Source organism: Mesorhizobium sp. P2_F7 (genome assembly GCF_056403695.1).
The window spans coordinates 328,849-345,617 of sequence record NZ_JBFUFA010000005.1 but is presented as its reverse complement, the minus strand read 5'-3'; the positions used below and the strand labels follow the sequence as shown (position 1 = coordinate 345,617).

Annotated in this window: 13 protein-coding genes; 3 read left to right on the top strand and 10 right to left on the bottom strand. The window is 64.7% G+C overall.

Translation table 11 applies throughout. The features are described 5' to 3' along the window. Positions 1-77 precede the first annotated feature (77 nt). Both AC1DZ8_RS20275 and AC1DZ8_RS20270 read left to right on the top strand, forming a co-directional pair. Positions 78-659 (top strand): NAD(P)H-dependent oxidoreductase, encoded by a 582-nt coding sequence (locus tag AC1DZ8_RS20275; protein ID WP_477307484.1) that lies wholly within the window; start codon positions 78-80, stop codon positions 657-659. Then, on the top strand, positions 659-1,246 hold the full coding sequence (locus AC1DZ8_RS20270; protein WP_477307482.1) for an NAD(P)H-dependent oxidoreductase: 588 nt from the start codon (positions 659-661) through the stop codon (positions 1,244-1,246). Before AC1DZ8_RS20275 ends, AC1DZ8_RS20270 begins: the two co-directional genes overlap by 1 nt. A 142-nt stretch (positions 1,247-1,388) precedes the next feature. On the opposite strand, the gene AC1DZ8_RS20265 is transcribed toward AC1DZ8_RS20270, so the two are convergent. The 5 genes from AC1DZ8_RS20265 to AC1DZ8_RS20245 are packed head-to-tail and all read right to left on the bottom strand — an operon-like array spanning position 1,389 to position 8,925. Then, the gene (locus tag AC1DZ8_RS20265) at positions 1,389-3,836 is read right to left on the bottom strand and encodes a GcvT family protein (RefSeq protein WP_477307480.1); all 2,448 of its coding nucleotides are present in this window, start codon (positions 3,834-3,836) and stop codon (positions 1,389-1,391) included. Further along, positions 3,833-5,014: a pyridoxal phosphate-dependent aminotransferase gene (locus AC1DZ8_RS20260; protein ID WP_477307478.1), complete on the bottom strand. Its 1,182-nt coding sequence runs from the start codon at positions 5,012-5,014 to the stop codon at positions 3,833-3,835. The genes AC1DZ8_RS20265 and AC1DZ8_RS20260 overlap by 4 nt, the downstream gene beginning before the upstream one ends. Continuing rightward, complete coding sequence (locus AC1DZ8_RS20255) at positions 5,014-5,913, bottom strand: homocysteine S-methyltransferase family protein (protein ID WP_477307476.1); 900 nt, start codon at positions 5,911-5,913, stop codon at positions 5,014-5,016. The genes AC1DZ8_RS20260 and AC1DZ8_RS20255 overlap by 1 nt, the downstream gene beginning before the upstream one ends. Beyond that, positions 5,910-8,363, bottom strand: a complete 2,454-nt coding sequence (locus tag AC1DZ8_RS20250; protein WP_477307474.1) for a GcvT family protein — start codon at positions 8,361-8,363, stop codon at positions 5,910-5,912. Before AC1DZ8_RS20250 ends, AC1DZ8_RS20255 begins: the two co-directional genes overlap by 4 nt. Before the next feature lie 19 nt (positions 8,364-8,382). After that, positions 8,383-8,925, bottom strand: coding sequence for a helix-turn-helix domain-containing protein (locus AC1DZ8_RS20245; protein WP_477307494.1), 543 nt, complete (start codon positions 8,923-8,925; stop codon positions 8,383-8,385). A 282-nt stretch (positions 8,926-9,207) separates the two neighbouring features. On the opposite strand from AC1DZ8_RS20245, the gene AC1DZ8_RS20240 reads away from it, so the two are divergent. After that, entirely contained in the window at positions 9,208-9,912 is a 705-nt protein-coding gene (locus tag AC1DZ8_RS20240; RefSeq protein ID WP_477307472.1) for a nitroreductase, read from the top strand. Between the two features lie 22 nt (positions 9,913-9,934). Here AC1DZ8_RS20240 and AC1DZ8_RS20235 read toward each other — a convergent pair whose 3' ends face one another. From AC1DZ8_RS20235 to AC1DZ8_RS20215, 5 genes are all read right to left on the bottom strand, one after another. After that, positions 9,935-11,377: an MFS transporter gene (locus AC1DZ8_RS20235; RefSeq protein WP_477307470.1), complete on the bottom strand. Its 1,443-nt coding sequence runs from the start codon at positions 11,375-11,377 to the stop codon at positions 9,935-9,937. A 176-nt stretch (positions 11,378-11,553) separates the two neighbouring features. After that, entirely contained in the window at positions 11,554-12,171 is a 618-nt protein-coding gene (locus AC1DZ8_RS20230) for a sarcosine oxidase subunit gamma (protein WP_477307468.1), read from the bottom strand. Continuing rightward, on the bottom strand, positions 12,164-15,160 hold the full coding sequence (locus AC1DZ8_RS20225; RefSeq protein ID WP_477307466.1) for a sarcosine oxidase subunit alpha: 2,997 nt from the start codon (positions 15,158-15,160) through the stop codon (positions 12,164-12,166). The genes AC1DZ8_RS20230 and AC1DZ8_RS20225 overlap by 8 nt, the downstream gene beginning before the upstream one ends. Continuing rightward, positions 15,157-15,453 (bottom strand): sarcosine oxidase subunit delta, encoded by a 297-nt coding sequence (locus AC1DZ8_RS20220; RefSeq protein ID WP_477307464.1) that lies wholly within the window; start codon positions 15,451-15,453, stop codon positions 15,157-15,159. Before AC1DZ8_RS20220 ends, AC1DZ8_RS20225 begins: the two co-directional genes overlap by 4 nt. 10 nt (positions 15,454-15,463) lie before the next feature. Beyond that, positions 15,464-16,723 carry a sarcosine oxidase subunit beta gene (locus tag AC1DZ8_RS20215; RefSeq protein WP_477307462.1) on the bottom strand — a complete coding sequence of 420 codons (1,260 nt, stop codon included), beginning with the start codon at positions 16,721-16,723 and terminating at the stop codon, positions 15,464-15,466. Between the last annotated feature and the right edge of the window lie 46 nt (positions 16,724-16,769).

Here is a 16,769-nt window from a genome sequence, read left to right as displayed (position 1 = left end):
CAATCTCTCCCCTTGAGGGGGAGATGCCCGGCAGGGCAGAGGGGGGTGCCTCGCGCTGACCCCGGCAATGCCTCCCCATGAAAGTCCTCGTCCTCCATGCGCATCCGGTGGAGACCAGCTTCAATGCCGGCCTGCATCGGACGATCGTCGAGCGGCTGACGGCGACAGGCCATGAGGTCGACGATTGTGATCTTTATGCCGAGGATTTCGACCCCAGGCTGACGCGTGCGGAGCGGCTCGACTATCACAACCCGCGCAGCCCTTCGGACCCGACCGCGCCCTATGTCGAGCGCCTGCTCAAGGCCGAGGCACTGGTGCTGTCCTACCCCGTCTGGAACTATGGTTTTCCGGCGATCCTGAAGGGCTTTTTCGACCGCGTGTTCCTGCCCGGCGTGTCGTTCAAGCTGGTGGACGGCAAGGCGCAGCCGTCGCTGCACAACATCCGCAAGCTGACCGCCGTCACCACCTATGGCGGCAGCCGGTTTCGCGCCATGCTCATGGGCGATCCGCCGCGCCGGCTGGTCAAGCGGATGCTGCGCGCGACGGTCAAGCCCGGCGCGCCTGTGTCCTACCTCGCGCATTATTCGATGAACCTGTCGACCGACGAGACGCGGGCGGCCTTCCTCGCCAAGGTCGCGGCCAGGATGGATACATTCTGATGCGTGTGCTGGTGGTCTACTGCCATCCGGTGCCCGAAAGTTTTTGCGCCGCCATCCGCGACACAGCGGTCGACGTGCTTCAGGCGCGCGGCTGGGAGGTGCGCCTGCTCGACCTCTATGCCGAAAAATTCGATCCGGTGATGGGAAGCGACGAGCGGCGCGCCTACAATGACCGCGCGCCGGAGGATCCGGCTCTAAAGCCGCATTTCGAGCATCTCGCCTGGGCGCAGGCGATCCTCTTCATCTATCCGACCTGGTGGTACGGGCTGCCGGCCATGCTGAAGGGCTGGCTCGACCGGGTGTGGGCGACCGATGTCGCCTTCAGGCTGCCGGCGGGCAAGGGGCGCATCACGTCGCTGATGACGCATGTCACCAAGGTCGGCGTCATCACCACTTGCGGCGCGCCGACCTGGTGGAGCGTCGTCGTCGGCCAGCCCGGCCGCAAGACCCTTTTGCGTGGCATGCGGGCGCTGTGCGCCCGCCGCTGCCGGACCTTCTTCCTGGCGCATTACCTGATGGACGCCTCGACGCCGAAGAGCCGGGCGGCGTTTTTGGGGAAGGTGCGGGCCAAGCTGGAGCGGTTTTGAGGTTAGCCTTCTTCGCCCCGTTTACGGGGAGAAGATGCCGGCAGGCAGATGAGGGGCGGCGCGAACTTTCGAATGCTAGCGCCGCCCCTCATCCGGCCCTTCGGGCCACCTTCTCCCCGTGAACGGGGCGAAGGAAGAGGCGCTACATCTTCACCCGTTCCGCCTTCGGATCGTACATCGGCTTCAGCGAGGCTTCTGCTGCAAAGCGCTCGCCGGCGATTTCGATCTCGTAGGTTGAGGCAAGCACGTCCGCCTCGCTCTCGCCTTGACAGGGCACATAACCCAACCCAATTGCGCCGCCGAGATGATGGCCGTAATTACCCGAAGTGATCGGGCCGACGATCTTACCGTCGCGCAGGATCGCCTCATTGTGGAAGAGCAGGGGCTCAGGGTCTTTCAGGCGGAACTGCACCAGCCTGCGTGAAAGGCCGGCTTCCTTTTTCCTCAGCACGGCATCACGGCCAATGAACTCGCCTTTTCCGGTCTTCACCGCGAAACCGAGGCCGGCTTCCAGCACATTGTCCTCGTCGGTGATGTCGTGGCCGAAATGGCGGAAGGCTTTTTCGATGCGGCAGGAATCCAGCGTATGCAGACCGCAGAGTTTCAGGCCGATATCCGCGCCAGCCTCGTCGATCGCCTCGAAGACATGCGCCGCCTGGTCGGTCGAGACGTAAAGCTCCCAGCCGAGTTCGCCGACATAGGTGACGCGATGAGCGCGGGCGAGGCCCATGCCGATCTCGATCTCCTGGAAGGTGCCGAACGGATTGTTCTCGTTGGAGAAATCGTTGGGGCTGACCTTCTGGATCAGCGTTCGCGCATCCGGACCCATCAGGCAGAGCACGCTTTCCGCAGCCGTGACATCGGTGATGACGACGAAGTCTTCGCCGACATGCCGGCGCAGCCAGGCGAGGTCGCGCTGCAACGTGGCGCCCGGCACGACGAGGAAGTAGGCTGTCTCCGACAGCCGCGAGACGGTGAGATCGCTCTCGATGCCGCCGCGCTGGTTGAGCATCTGGGTGTAGACGATCTTGCCCGGCGCCACGTCCATGTCGTTGGCGCAGAGCTTTTGCAGGAACGCACAGGCATCACGGCCCTCGACGCGTATCTTGCCGAACGAGGTCATGTCGAACAGGCCGACCTTGTTGCGGACCGCAAGATGCTCCTCGCGCTGATTGTCGAACCAGTTCTGTCGTTTCCAGGAATAGCGGTATTCGCGCTCCTGTCCCGGCCTGGCAAACCAGTTGGCGCGCTCCCAACCGGCGACTTCGCCGAACACGGCGCCGCGCGCCTTCAGGTGCTCATGCAAAGGCGAACGCCTGACATTCCTCGACGTCGCCATCTGCCGGTAGGGAAAATGGTCGGCATAGAGCAGGCCGAGCGTTTCGGAGACGCGCTCCTTGAGATAGCGGCGGTTCTTCTGGAACGGCTGGGCGCGGCGGATGTCGACTTCCCAGAGGTCGAACGGTGCTTCGCCATCGTTGATCCACTGCGCCAGCGCCATGCCGGCGCCGCCGGAAGAGACGATGCCGATCGAATTGTAGCCGGTCGCCATCCAGTAGCCACGGAGTTCCGGCGCCTCGCCGAGATAGTAGCGGTCGTCGGGCGTGAAACTCTCGGGGCCGTTGAAGAAGGTATGGATGCCGGCAGTCGCCAGCATCGGCATGCGGTTGACGCCCATTTCGAGGATCGGCTCGAAATGCTCCATGTCCTCGGGCAACTGGTCGAAGCAGAAATCCTCGCGGATGCCGTCCATGCCCCATGGCTTGGCCACCGGCTCGAAAGCGCCGAGCATCATCTTGCCGGCATCTTCCTTGTAGTAGGCGCATTCGTCGGGAACGCGCAGCACCGGCAGGCGACCGAGGCCGGGGATCGGCTCGGTGACGAGGTAAAAATGCTCGCAGGCATGCAGCGGTATGGTGATGCCGTTCTGGGCGCCGAGCTCACGCGCCCACATGCCGGCACAGTTGACGACGATGTCGGCCTCGATGGTGCCCTGGTCTTCGCCCTGCGCCCACGACACACCGGTGACGCGACCGTCCCGGGTATCAACCTTGGTGACCTTCACATTCTCGACGATAGTGGCGCCGCGCTGGCGCGCACCCTTGGCCAGCGCCATGGCGATGTTGGCGGGATCGCATTGGCCGTCGAGGGGCAGATGCACGGCGCCGACGACGTCGGAGACGTTGAGATGCGGGTACATCTGTTTGACTTCATTGGGTGAAATCTCGCGCACGTCGACGTCGAAGGCGCGCGCCAGCGAGGCCTGCCGGTAGATTTCGTGCTTGCGCTCCTCGGTCAGCGCCACGGTGATCGAGCCGACCTGGCGCATGCCGGTGCCGACTTCGGTTTCGGCCTCCAGCTTGACGTAGAGGTCGGCCGAATATTTCGCCAGCCGCGTCATGTTCTGCGAGCCGCGCAGCTGGCCGATCAGGCCGGCGGCGTGCCACGTTGTGCCGGATGTCAGCTGCTTGCGCTCCAACAGCACGACGTCGGTCCAGCCGAGCTTGGCCAGATGATAGGCAACCGAACAGCCGGAGACGCCGCCGCCGATGATCACGGCGCGGGCCTTGGTTGGAATGCTCTTGGTCATGCGGCCTCGCGGCGATAGCTGGATGCGAAGCGGCGCAGGCGCTGCGCAGCCTCCTGAAGTACCGGTTCCGGCTGGCAGAGGCTGATGCGGATGTGGCCCGCAGCGGCCTTGCCGAAGCTGGAGCCCGGCATGACGCCGACCTTTTCCGCGTCGAGAAAGGCCCAGGCGAATTTCTCGTCGTCGGGCTCGACGGCCGAGATGTCCAGCATGACATACATGCCGCCTTCGGAGCCGTGCACGCTGACATTGTTCATGCCGCGCACAGCGTCGAGCATCGCGGTGCGGCGCGCCGCATACCGCTCGGCGATTTCCTTGACGCCATAACGGTTCTCCAGCGCCTCGGCGCAGGCGATCGAGATGAAAGCCGGCAGGCCGTAGGTCGTCACCAGGTTGAGGTTGGTCAACAGCGTGATCATCTCAGCCGGGCCGGTCAGCCAGCCCATGCGCCAGCCGGTCATGCCATGGCTCTTGGACATCGAGTTGATGACCAGCGTGCGCTCGGCCATGCCGGGCAGGCCGCGTGGCGAGATGTGCTCACCACCGCCCAGCGTCCAGTAGACCTCGTCCGACAGCAGCCAGAGATCATGCTCTTTGCAGATATCGGCCAGCTCTTCCAGCCGCTCGCGCGAATAGACGGCACCGGTCGGGTTGTTCGGCGTGTTGATCAATATGGCGCGCGTGTTGGGCTTCAGTGCCGCGCGGATTCTGTCGGCGCGCGGCTGGAAACCGTCCTCGGCCGGCGTCTCGACCACGGTGAAGCTGGCGCCGGCGGCGCTGAACGTGTTGGGGTAGGTGGCGTAGTAAGGCGCCACGACGATGGCATGGTCGCCCTGGTCGAGCACGGCTTGCACGGCGGCATAAAGGGCTGCCTGGCCGCCGGGCGTGGCAATCACCTGCTCGGGGCCTGTTTCGATGCCGGTGCAAGCGGTCGAGGCCGCTGCCATTGCCCGGCGCAGGCGCGGAACGCCGGGAAGAGGGGTGTAGTGGTGGTTGCTGCCGCGTACCGCGGTCACGCAGGCTTCGATTGTTTGCGACGGCGTATCGAAATCATGGTCGCCGACCGACAGCATGATGATGTCCTGGCCCGCCTCCTTGCGGGCCCAGGCCTCGGTGTGGACCTCCCAGCCATCCTTGCCCGAAGGCACGATGCCGGAAATGCGCTTTGACGGTCTGGGCATCATTGAACTCCCGAAATCTGGTAACCGGCCCGTTCGAGCCGGTCACGCAAGGCAGCGATGTGGGCAGGGCCGACTTCGCAGCATCCGCCGACGATGGTGGCGCCGGCCTCGACCCAGCCGAGCGCCTGGTCGGCATAGGCATCAGGACCAAGGTCGTGGCGGGCGTGCAGCACATCGACTGTGCCGCCGTGCTTGAGCGCTTCGGTAGAGGTGAAGCCATTGGCATAGGCGCCGACCGGGCCGCCGAGATCGATCAGCTCGGGCAGTGCCGCGGCGATCGCTTCGGGCCGACAGCAATTGACCAGCCGTGCTGCGAGTTGCAGCCCGTCGAGTGCACGGGAGGCCGTGGCGATCGCTTCGCCGCTGCGCAGGCGCGGGGTACCGTGGTCAGCCAGCGTCCATGACACCCAGACCGGCTTGCCGCTTTCCGATGCCGCCGTGACGGCCGCGCGCGCCTCATCGGCCGAGGCCATGGTTTCGCACAGAAAGAGATCGACGCCGTCCGCCTGCTCGGCAACGATGCGGCGGTAGATGTCGAGTGTGTCCTGATAGGAAATGGTCAGTGCCGGCGCATAGCTGCCGAATAGCGGCGACAGGCAGCCGGCGATGGTTGCCTCGCCGGCTTGCTCGCAAGCTTGCCTTGCGAGTTCGATGCCGCGCTTCTGCAGCGGCTTGAACAGGTCCTCTGCGCCTTCCCGCGCGAGCCGCTCCGGCGTCGCCGAATAGGTGTTGATGGTGATGACGCGGGCGCCGGCAAGGATGAATTCCGCATGCAGGTCGCGCACCAGATCCGGCTCGTCGATCAGCACCCTGGCCGACCACAGCGGCGTCGGCTCGGATTTGCTGCGGCGGACCAACTCCTGGCCCATACCGCCATCGGTGAGGATAACTGCTTTCACGCCCGCAGCCTCTCATTCTTCGGATCCCACAGCGGCTCGTCCTTCTGCACGACCGCCTTGAAACGGTCGCCGAAGATTTCGATCTCGATGGCAGTATCCGGTTCAGCCAGGTCGGCGCGCAGCATGCCGAGCGCGATCGATTTGTCGATGCGATGACCCCAACCGCCCGACGTCGTCTCGCCGACGATCTTGCCGTCATGCCACAGCGTCGACACCGAAGGCGCGTCGCAATCGCCGGGGTTTTCGACGACCAGGGTGACGAAGCGCTTCTTCACGCCCTGTTGCTTTTCGTTCTGCAAAGCTGCCTTGCCGCGGAAGTCGGGCTTGTCCCATTTGACGAAGCGCTCGAGCCCGCCCTGCAGGACCGTATAGTCGGTCGACAGGTCGCCCTTCCAGGTCCGGTAGCCTTTTTCGAGACGCAGCGAATCCAGCGCATACATGCCGAACGGCTTTAGCCCGTGCCTTTGTCCTGCCGCCCAGACGGCGTCGAAGATGGCGCCGGTGTCTTCCACCTTGGTGTGGATTTCCCAGCCGAGTTCGCCGGCGAAGGATACGCGCACCAGCTTCGCCCAGCGGCCGGCGATGGTGGTTTCCTGATGCGTCAGCCAGGGCAGCGAGAGATCCGCGCCACAGACCTCGGCCAGTATCTTGCGCGAATTGGGACCGGCGAGGATTTGCGTCGAATAGTCTTCGGTCCTGTCGGTGAGGGTGAAAGCTGCGTCCTTCGGCATGCGCGACTTCAGCCATTCGAAATCGTGCCACTGCGCTACCGCCGCGGTGATCAGCGTCATCTGCTCTTCGCCATGGCGCACCACCGACATCTCGGTGACGATGCGGCCCTTGTCGTCGGCGAAGTAGACGAGGCCGATGCGGCCGGGCTTGGGCACCAGGCCGGTGACCTGCAGCGCCAGCCATTCGGCTGCGCCAGGGCCTTCGAGGTTGAAGCGCGAGAAGCCGGGCAGGTCCAGAATGCCGGCGGCATCGCGCACAGACAGGCATTCTTCGCGCACGCGGTGATGCCACGGCCCTTCTCGGTTGAAGGTAAGCGTGGCTTCTTCCGACGTATCGTCGCCGTCCTTCGCGTACCAGGTGGCACGCTCCCAGCCATTGTAAGCGTCGAACTGGGCGCCGAGCGCCTTGATGCGATCGTGGATCGGCGACAGCTTGCGGTCGCGCCCCGCTGGCCAGGCATGGCGCGGGAACTGGATGGCGTATTCGTTGCCGTAGATCTCCATGCCTTTGGCGACGCTGTAGTCTTGTGCGGCGGCAAAGCTGGTGAAGCGGCGCGGATCGCAGGACCACATGTCCCATTCGGTCTGGCCTTCGGTGATCCATTCGGCCAGCACCTTGCCGGCGCCACCGCCTTGCGCGATGCCGAAAGTGAAGACGCAGGCCTCGAAAGCATTGGGAACGCCGGGCATCGGACCGATCAGCGGATTGCCGTCCGGCGCGTAGGGGATCGGTCCGTTGATGACCTTGGACAGGCCTGCGGTCCCGAGGATCGGCACGCGGGCGACGGCGTCGGCCAGATAATGTTCGAGACGGTCGAGATCGTCGGGGAACAGCTGGAAGGAGAAATCCTCCGGCATAGGGTCGTTGTGGGTCGCCCAATGCGCGCGGCAATTGCGCTCATAGGGGCCGAGATTCATGCCGTTCTTTTCCTGGCGCAGATAATAGGACGTGTCGACGTCGCGCAGCAGCGGCAGTTTCTTGCCCTGTTCCTTAGACCACGCCATCAGTTCGGGGATTTCCTCGAACAGAATGTACTGATGGCTCATCACCATCATCGGCACATCGCGGCCGAACATTTTGCCGACTTCGGCGGCACGGTAGCCGGCGGCGTTGACGACGATCTCGCAGCGGATTTCGCCTTGCGGGGTTACAACCACCCATTCGTCGTTCTCGCGGCGCACACCCGTGACCGGGCAGAAGCGGACGATTTTCGCGCCCATGTCGCGCGCGCCCTTGGCCAGCGCCTGCGTCAGCTGCGCCGGGTCGATGTCGCCGTCGCTCGGGTCGTAGAGCGCGCCTTTGAGATCATGCGTCTCGATGAAGGGATAGCGGCGCTTGATCTCGTCGGGACCGACAATGTCGATGTCCATGCCCTGGTAGCGGCCCATGCCCTTGGCGCGCTGAAATTCCTGCATGCGCTCCTTGGAGTGGGCAAGCCGCAGCGAGCCGGTGACGTGATAGTTCATGGGATAGTCGACCGCGTCGGCGAGACCGCGATAAAGCTCGGTCGAATAGCGCTGCATGTTCATAAGCGACCAGGACGACGAGAAGGTCGGCACATTGCCGGCGGCATGCCAGGTCGAGCCCGATGTCAGCTCGTTCTTCTCAAGCAGCACGCAGTCGGTCCAGCCGGCCTTGCACAGGTGATAGAGCGAGGAGGTGCCGACGACACCACCTCCGATGATCACCACGCGTGCCGTGGTCGGCAAACCGGCCATGTTCTTCTCCCAGTTCAATTCAATATACGGGCGGGGAAACCACCCAGATGACCACGGCCGGCTCGCTGCCGGGATTGCGCCAGCGGTACGGCTTGCGCTCGAAGCGGAAGGAATCGCCTTCGCCGAGCCGATGCCAGACGCCGGCGATCTCGATCTCGAAAATACCCGAAGCGATATAGCCGGCTTCCTCGGTCGGTCGCAGCTGTTCGGTCTTCAACTCCGCGCCCGGCGCGAAGATCGAACGCACCATCTCGAAACTACCGCCGAGATCGGGTGACAGAAGCTCCTCCACAAGGCCGGTTTCGCTTGTGCCAAGCGTGCGGCGGCTGCCAGCGCGCACGACAACGCCGCGCTCCTTCTCGATCGGCACGTCATGGCTGAAGAACAGGCTGAGCGGCACGCCGAACAGGTCGGCGAAGGCCCTGAGGTCGCCGAGCGAAGGGATCGACAGGCCGCGCTCGACCTGGCTGACCCAGCCGACGGAGCGGCCGAGCTTCAGCGCGATCTCGGCCAGCGTCAGCCCACGCGCCTTGCGCAGCGCACGGATGTCGCTCGCCAGCAGGCGCTCGTCAGGTCCCGGCAATGTTTTGGCGATAGCTGGGGGCAAAACGCTCACTGGATGAAAATTCTGGAGTGAATTTCATGAGACCCCACGTGCGTGAAAAAATCAAGGGGATTTTCATGAGGCCACAAGATTTGCTTGCGCGATTTTGACGGTTCATGCAAAGGCTCGGCCACGAACGGCTGATCTGGGGCGCCGGGTCGGCGACCAAGGTTTGGAATCTGCGCAAGGTCTTCTCTGAACGCCGTTTCGGCCTTCCGGGTATGCGCAAAGGGACGGCCCATGCTGGAAAAAAACGCCCAAATCGCGCAGGACGCGGCTGTTGTCGACGAGGCGATCCTGTCGCGCCGCTCGGTGCGTGCCTTCCTGCCCGACATGGTCGATGACGAGACGATCCGTGCCATTCTCTCCGTTGCCGCGCGCGCGCCTTCCGGCACCAACATGCAGCCCTGGCGGGTCTATGTGGTCAAGGGCGAGGTCAAGCAGCAGATCACCGATGCCATCCTCAATTCCGGCATCCGCGCCGAAAAGGCCGATTGGGACGAGTATCGCTACTACCCCACCCAGTTCTTCGAACCCTATCTCACGCGCAGGCGCGCCAATGGTTTCGGGCTCTACGGGGCGCTCGGCATCGGCCGCCGCGAGGTCGACAAGATGCGCGCCCAGCACGACCGCAACTTCGTCTTCTTCGATGCGCCGGTCGGCATGATCTTCACCATCGACCGGCGGCTGAACCAGGGTTCGTGGATCGACTACGGCATGTTCCTGCAGAACATCATGGTCGCGGCGCGGGGCAGGGGCCTGCACACCTGCCCACAGGCAGCCTTCGCGCCCTATCACCGGCAGATAAGGCCGGTGCTCAACATTCCCGACGAGGAAATCGTCGTCTGTGGCATGGCTCTCGGCCTCGAGGATACGTCCAAGCCCGAAAACGACTTCCGCACCGACCGCGTGCCGCTCGAAGAGTGGGTGACGTTCAGCGAGTAAGACGAGCTTCGGCTTACTGGTTCTAGTCTACGCTCAATTGCGCGCCGTGGCCGCTGACATGGGCGCCGTCCTGTGGTGTCAGCTTGAGATAGGCGATCAGCGCGCACAGCGTGATGATGCCCTCGACCACGAACAGGATGCGGAAATCATTGGTCACCGCCGGCCCGCCGGCAGCCAGGAATGAGAGCAGTGCGGCTGCCAGGCCGACGCTGATCGCAACTGCCAGCTGCCAGAGAATGTAATAGAGGGCACTGAAGCGGGCGAGTTGGTCGGGGGCGATGTCGGAATAGGCGAGATTGCCGGTCGATGCCCACTGCGCCGAGCGCAGGACACCGAAGGCGAAGATATAGGCAAGCACGATCCAGACAGGCGTCGTCGCCTCTATCAACGCGAAGCCCGCAACCATCGCAGCAACGATCGGCGTGTTGACGACCAGCACGCGGCGAAAGCCGAAGCGGTTGAGCAGGCGCGGCATGAAGACACGCATGATCAGCGAGCCGATCGCCGCCACGAAAGTCAGCGAGCCCGCCTGCACCGCGCTCATGCCGAAGCCGAGCTGGAACATCAGCGGCAGCAGGAAGACGACGGAGCTTAAGCCGATCGTGTCCAGCCCGCCGCCGGTGAGGAAGGAGATGCGGAAGGTGCGGATGCGCAGCAGTTTCAGGTCCAGCAAGGGGTTGCGGGCACGCAGGCAGTAGAAGGAGGCAACCGTCAGGATGATGATCGCCAGCGCCAGCTCGGCCGCGATCATGCTGCTGCTCGCGTCTTTCGCGGCAAGCGAATCCATGCCGAAGACCAGCAGCACCATGCCGCTGCCGACCAGCAGGAAGCCCGGAAAATCGAACGGTGTGCGCACCGGTTTGGTAACCGTCGGAAACAGCGAGGCGGCAAGAACGGCCGCCGCCAGCGCAAACGGCACGTTGATGAAGAAGATCCAGCGCCACGAAATGTAGGTGGTCAGCGCGCCGCCGACGAGCGGGCCGACCAGCGGTCCTGACTGGCCGGCGAGCGAGATGTACATGTTGATCTTCAGCGTGCGGCTGCGCGGGAACGTCGACAGGATGACGACCTGACCCAGCGTCCCCATCAGCGCGCCGCCGAACCCTTGCAGCGCGCGGGCGCCGACGAGCGTCCAGATGTCGTTGGACAGCCCGCACAGTGCCGATGACGCCGCGAAGACCAGCAAGGCAAAGCAGTAGACGTTACGCAGGCCGAAGCGGTCGGCGGCCCAGCCACCGAGCGGCATCGAGATGATCAGGCTGGCGACATAGACGGTAATCAGCAGGCCGAGTTGGCTCGGCGGGCGGCCAAGGCTTTCACTGATGCCGGGCAGCGCAGTGACCACGACATTCTGGTCGAGGCTGGTCATGAACACACCGCAGGCGACCGTCAGCGGCAGCAAGAGCAAGGCTCTGGCCGACACATCGGCGCGATCCGTGGCGCCGGCGGATAGTTCTGCAGTCATGGGGATGTTCGAACCAAACGACGATGCCGACTCTGAGACGGGATCTTTTTGACCCCTTGGACCGGTTGGACGGCCACTTCGCCCATCATGGGCGTCTGCAGCAGGATTCTCTAGCGGCAGAACCGGTCGGCGTTGATGCCAGAAGCCGAGGGGAAACGGCTATTTGGCCGCTTCGCTTATTGTACTTCGTAGCCGACTTCCTCGCTTGCATGGCAAAGCGCCTTCCAGAACGAGCGGGCAAAGGAGCGGAAGACATAGATGTCGAACTGATCGGCGCGGGTGCGCTGGATCTGGGCGAAGACGTCGTGATGGGTGGTCGAGCGGCCGGCACCGACGGGGAAGGCGGGCAGCGCGAAGTCGATGGCGAAGAATTTCGCCAGCACCCATTCGGCCTTCGGCCCGGCGATGCGGATCGCAGTGCGGCCATGCGACAGGTCGGTCACCGTGCCGATGGCCGGGGTGACAGCCTTGGCAAAGGCCGAAGCCAGACCCTCGGCTTCATCGACGACCGTGAACCTTCCCGGCGCAAAGCCGAATACCGCCTTGCCGTCCTTGGCCAGACCGCTGCCTGCGCCGTCGGGCAGAGCGAGGCCGGTGACGCTGCGGATCGCCTCGATCAGTTGCTTTTCCGCGCCCGGCCATGCGGCAAGCTGCAGGATCGAGCCCGGCCTTGTCTCGGTCAGGATGACATCGACGCCATGCTCGAAATTGCCGTGTGAACCCGGATGAAACACCGGCTCGAGCGGCGAGAGGCGCTCAGGTCGTTGGCTTTCACGTGATTGGCGCTCAGCCATGCATGCGGCTCCCGTCCGGGTCGTAGAAATGGTTGGAGACGATCTCGACCGGCCCGAACCGCTTGCGCAGCGGATCGGAGACGAACGCCCGGGTCCCATGCCGCGCCTTGCCGCCCTCGACCAAAGCCAGCGCGATATGCTTGCCCAGCGCCGGCGAATAGCAGCAGGCGGTGACGTGACCGAGCGAATCGTGCGGATTGGCCTCGTCAAGCTCCGCCACGATATGGGCGCCGCCGTTGAGCGGAAGGTTGTCGAGTGAGACCAGGCCGACCAGTTGCAGCCGGTCGGGTGCGATCAGGCCTTCGCGGTCCATCATCGCCGAGCCGATGAACGGCTTCTTCTTCGACAGCATCCAGTCGAGATGCAGGTCGCGCGCCGTGGTGCGGCCGTCGATCTCGGCGCCGGTGACATGGCCCTTCTCGATGCGCATCGTGCCGAGCGCCTCCAGCCCGTAGGTGACCAGGCCGAACGGCTTGCCGGCTTCGACCAGCGCTTCCCAGACATGGGTGCCGTAGCCGGCGCCGGAATAGACCTCGAATGCCATCTCGCCGGAGAAAGACAGCCGGCAAATCATCACCGGCACGCCGGCAATCTGGCCATGCACAATGCCCATGAAGGGCAGGGTTGTGTTGTCGACAGCGGTGCCGGTGACGCAGGCCGCAAGGACGGCGCGCGCCTTCGGCCCGCCTATGGCCGCACCCGCCCATTCGTCGGTCACTGATGTGACGTGCACCTTCAGCTCCGGCCAGATGACGTCGAGGAAATATTCCAGATGCTGCATCACCTTGCCGGCATTGGCCGTGGTGGTGGTCATCAGGAAATCCTGTTCGCCGAGCCGCCAGGTGGTGCCGTCGTCGAAGGCCAGACCGTCCTCGCGCAGCATCAGTCCGTAGCGAGCCTTGCCGACGGCAAGCGTGGAAAACATGTTGGTGTAGACACGGTCGAGGAATTCCGCCGCATCCGGCCCCTGCACGGCGATCTTGCCCAGCGTCGAGACGTCGACGATGCCGGCACTTTCGCGCGTCGCCTTGGCCTCGCGGACATAGGCCTGCTCGACCGTCTCGCCTGAAAGCCCGTAGATCATTGGTCGGAACCAGAGGCCGGCCGAATACATGGTCGCGCCATTGGCGAGGTGCCAGTCATGCATCGGCGTCAGCCGCTCGGGCTTCAGATCGCCGAAACGTTCGGCGGCGAGCGAGCCGATCGACACCGCCGAATAGGGCGGGCGGAAACGCGTCGTGCCGACTTCGGGGATCGGCTTGCCCAGCGCCTCGGCCATGATGGCGAGGCCCGGCACGTTGGAATTCTTGCCCTGGTCGGTCGCCATGCCGAGCGTGGTGTAGCGCTTCAGGTGCTCGACCGAGACAAAGCCTTCGCGATGGGCCAGCCGCACGTCTTCGGCCGTCACATCATGCTGGAAGTCGACAAAGCTTTTGCCTTTCGCCTTGATCTCGAACACCGGCGCCGGATCGGGGCTGCCGGGTGCTGCCTCGACGTCCGGCAAGGCTGCAGGCGCAGTCGCTCCTCCGGCCGCGGACAGACCGGCGGCGCGGCCTTCGGCGATGGCTTCAGCGGTCGAAAAGCTGCCGTTGAAGGCGCCCGCACCGATCCAGCGCTGCTGCGCCGGCTTCGGCGGCAGGAAGGCCTGGCGGTCGGCGTTCCATCCTGCCCTGGCACCAGCCTGGCTGGCGAGATGGATGGTCGGCGACCAGCCGCCCGACATCAGCAGGCAATCGGCGTGGATGCTGCGGGCGTCACCGCTGAGCAAGCCGGAGTTCATGTCGAAGCGCTGCACCTTGAGGCCGGAGAGTGCCTTGCCGCCTTCGGTGGCGACCACGGCATGACCGGAGAGGATTTCGGCTTCGGCCTCGGTGGCGAGGCTGCGCATCTCGGCCGACAGTTCGGGGCGCACATCGATGATGGCAACAATGGCCGCGCCGGCCTTCTTCAGCGCCAATGCCGAGCGATAGGCGCTGTCATTGTTGGTGAACAGCGCGATCCTGTCGCCGGGCAGCACGCCATAGTCATTGGCGTAGCGCTCGCCGGCATGCGCCAGCATGACGCCCGGCCGGTCATTGCCGGGGAACACCAGCGGCCGCTCGAAAGAGCCGGTGGCCAGCACCACGGTTTTGGCGCGGATTGCCCAGTAGCGATGGCGCGGTTCGCCCTTGCCAGGCGTTTCCTTGTGATCGGTGACGCGCTCGAGTGCGGCCAGCGTGTTGCCGTCATAATAGCCCCACACCGTGGTGCGCGGCAAAAGGCGCACCGTGTCGTAGCCTTCTAGCTGGCTGACAGTGCGCGCCGCCCAGTCGGCGGCCGGCGCGCCGTCGATGGTCTCGCCGGACCAGTTGGCCGAGCCGCCGAAACGCGGCTCCAACTCGGCCAGGATAACGCGTGCGCCCTGGTCGGCAGCCGTCTTTGCGGCCGACAGGCCGGCCGGGCCGGAGCCGACCACCAGCACGTCGCAAAACGCATTCATGCGCTCGTAGCGCGAGGTGTCGGCGGCAATGCCGGCCTTGCCGAGACCGGCGGCGCGGCGGATGAAATGCTCGCAGAACATCCAGAAGCGGGTGCCTTTCAGCGGACCGAAGACAGGCCCCATGAAGGTCTTGTAGTAGAAGCCGGCGGCCAGGATCTTGCCGCCGAGCTGGTTGACGGCGTTGACGTCCCAGGCGAGCGAGGGAAAGCGGTTCTGGCTGACGGCCACCAGCCCGTCATAGATCTCGACCATGGTCGCAGCGACATTGGGCTCGCGCACGTCGCCGCGCAGCACCGTCACCAGCGCGTTCGGCTCCTCGACGCCGGCCGACAGCAGGCCGCGCGGGCGATGGTACTTGAACGAGCGGCCGAACAGCGTGATGCCATTGGCAAGCAAAGCCGAGGCCAGCGTGTCGCCGGCATGGCCGGTGTAGGGCGTGCCGTCGAAGGTAAAGCGGATGGTGCGCAGCCGGTCGATGCGGCCGCCGGTCTCGATGCGGCGCGGGCTCACGACTTGCCTCCGGCCTTGTGACGGGCGGCGGCATTGTGGTCGCCGTGCGCGAAACCGGTGCTGGAAATCTCATGCGTGACCGTGTTGCGCACCATTCTCAGATGGGTGCGACAACCGCCGGAGTGCTGCCAGATCTCATTGTGGTCGCCGGCCGGGTTCAGCCGGTCGTAGACATAGGCGTTCCAGGCGTCGAGGTCCTGCGAATTGGGCTGCGGGCGCTCGCGGTTGCCGTCGCCCTGATAGGTGAACTCGATGACGTCGCGCGGGCCGCAGTAGGGGCAGGTGATAAGCATTGTTTGAACCCTAATGCAGCCGGGGCGTCGCGCCCTGGCCTTTGTCGTCGATCACCAGGCCGCGATAAAAACGGTCGAGCGTGAACGGCGCGTTGAAGTCGTGCGGCTCGTCCTTGGCGATGGTGTATGCAAAGCACCAGCCCGAGGCCGGCGTCGCCTTGAAGCCGCCATAGCACCAGCCGCAGTTGAGATACATGCCGGGCAGCGGCCCGGTGGTGATGATCGGCGAACCGTCCATCGACATGTCGCAGACGCCGCCCCAGGAGCGCAGCATGCGCACGCGGGCAAGACCGGGAAACAGCGCCAGCATCTCGCTCATCACCTCGTCGACGATCGGCAGGTTGCCGCGCTGGGCGTAGCTGTTGTAGCCGTCAATGTCGCCGCCATAGACAAGGCCGCCCTTGTCGGACTGCGACATGTAGAAATGACCCAAGCCGAAGGTCAGCACCGTGTCGATGAAAGGTTTTAGCGATTCGGTGACGAAGGCCTGCAGCACATGGCTCTCGATCGGCATTCTGTCGACGCCTGCAAGCTGCATCACCCGTCCGGTGCTGCCGGCCACGGCGACCGCGACCTTCTTGCCGCGGATTTCGCCGCGCGTCGTCTGCACGCCGGTGACGCGGTCGCCGTCGCGCAGGAAGCCGGTGACCTCGCAATTCTCGATGATATCGACGCCGCGGCGGTCGGCGCCGCGCGCATAACCCCAGGCGACAGCGTCGTGGCGGGCGGTGCCGGCGCGCGGCTGCATCAGCCCGCCGACGATGGGAAAGCGCGCCGAAGCCGAAACGTCCAGTGCCGGCACCAGCCGCTTGATCTCGGCGGTGCTCATCAGCTCGGCGTCGACGCCGAGATGGCGCATGGCGTTGCCGCGCCGTGCATAGTCGTCGAACTGGGCCGGCGTGTGGGCCAGGTTCAGGCAGCCGCGCTGCGAGAACATGACGTTGTAGTTGAGGTCGTGCGACAGGTTCTCCCACATCTTCATCGAATGTTCGTAGAAGCGGGTGTTGGAGGGCAGCAGGTAGTTGGAGCGCACCGCCGTGGTGTTGCGGCCGACATTGCCGGAGCCCAGCCAGCCCTTCTCCAGCACCGCGACATTGGTGATGCCGTGTTCCTTGGCCAGATAGTAGGCCGTCGACAGGCCATGGCCGCCGCCGCCGATGATGATGACATCATAGGAGGCCTTTGGGTCGGGCTTGCGCCAGGCCGGCTTCCAGTCCTGGTTTCCCTTGAGCGCGTTCGTGAGAAGCGAAAGGGCTGAATATTCCGCCATTCTTCATGCCATCCTTGATGCGATGCGGCAGACTATAGAGCAGGCC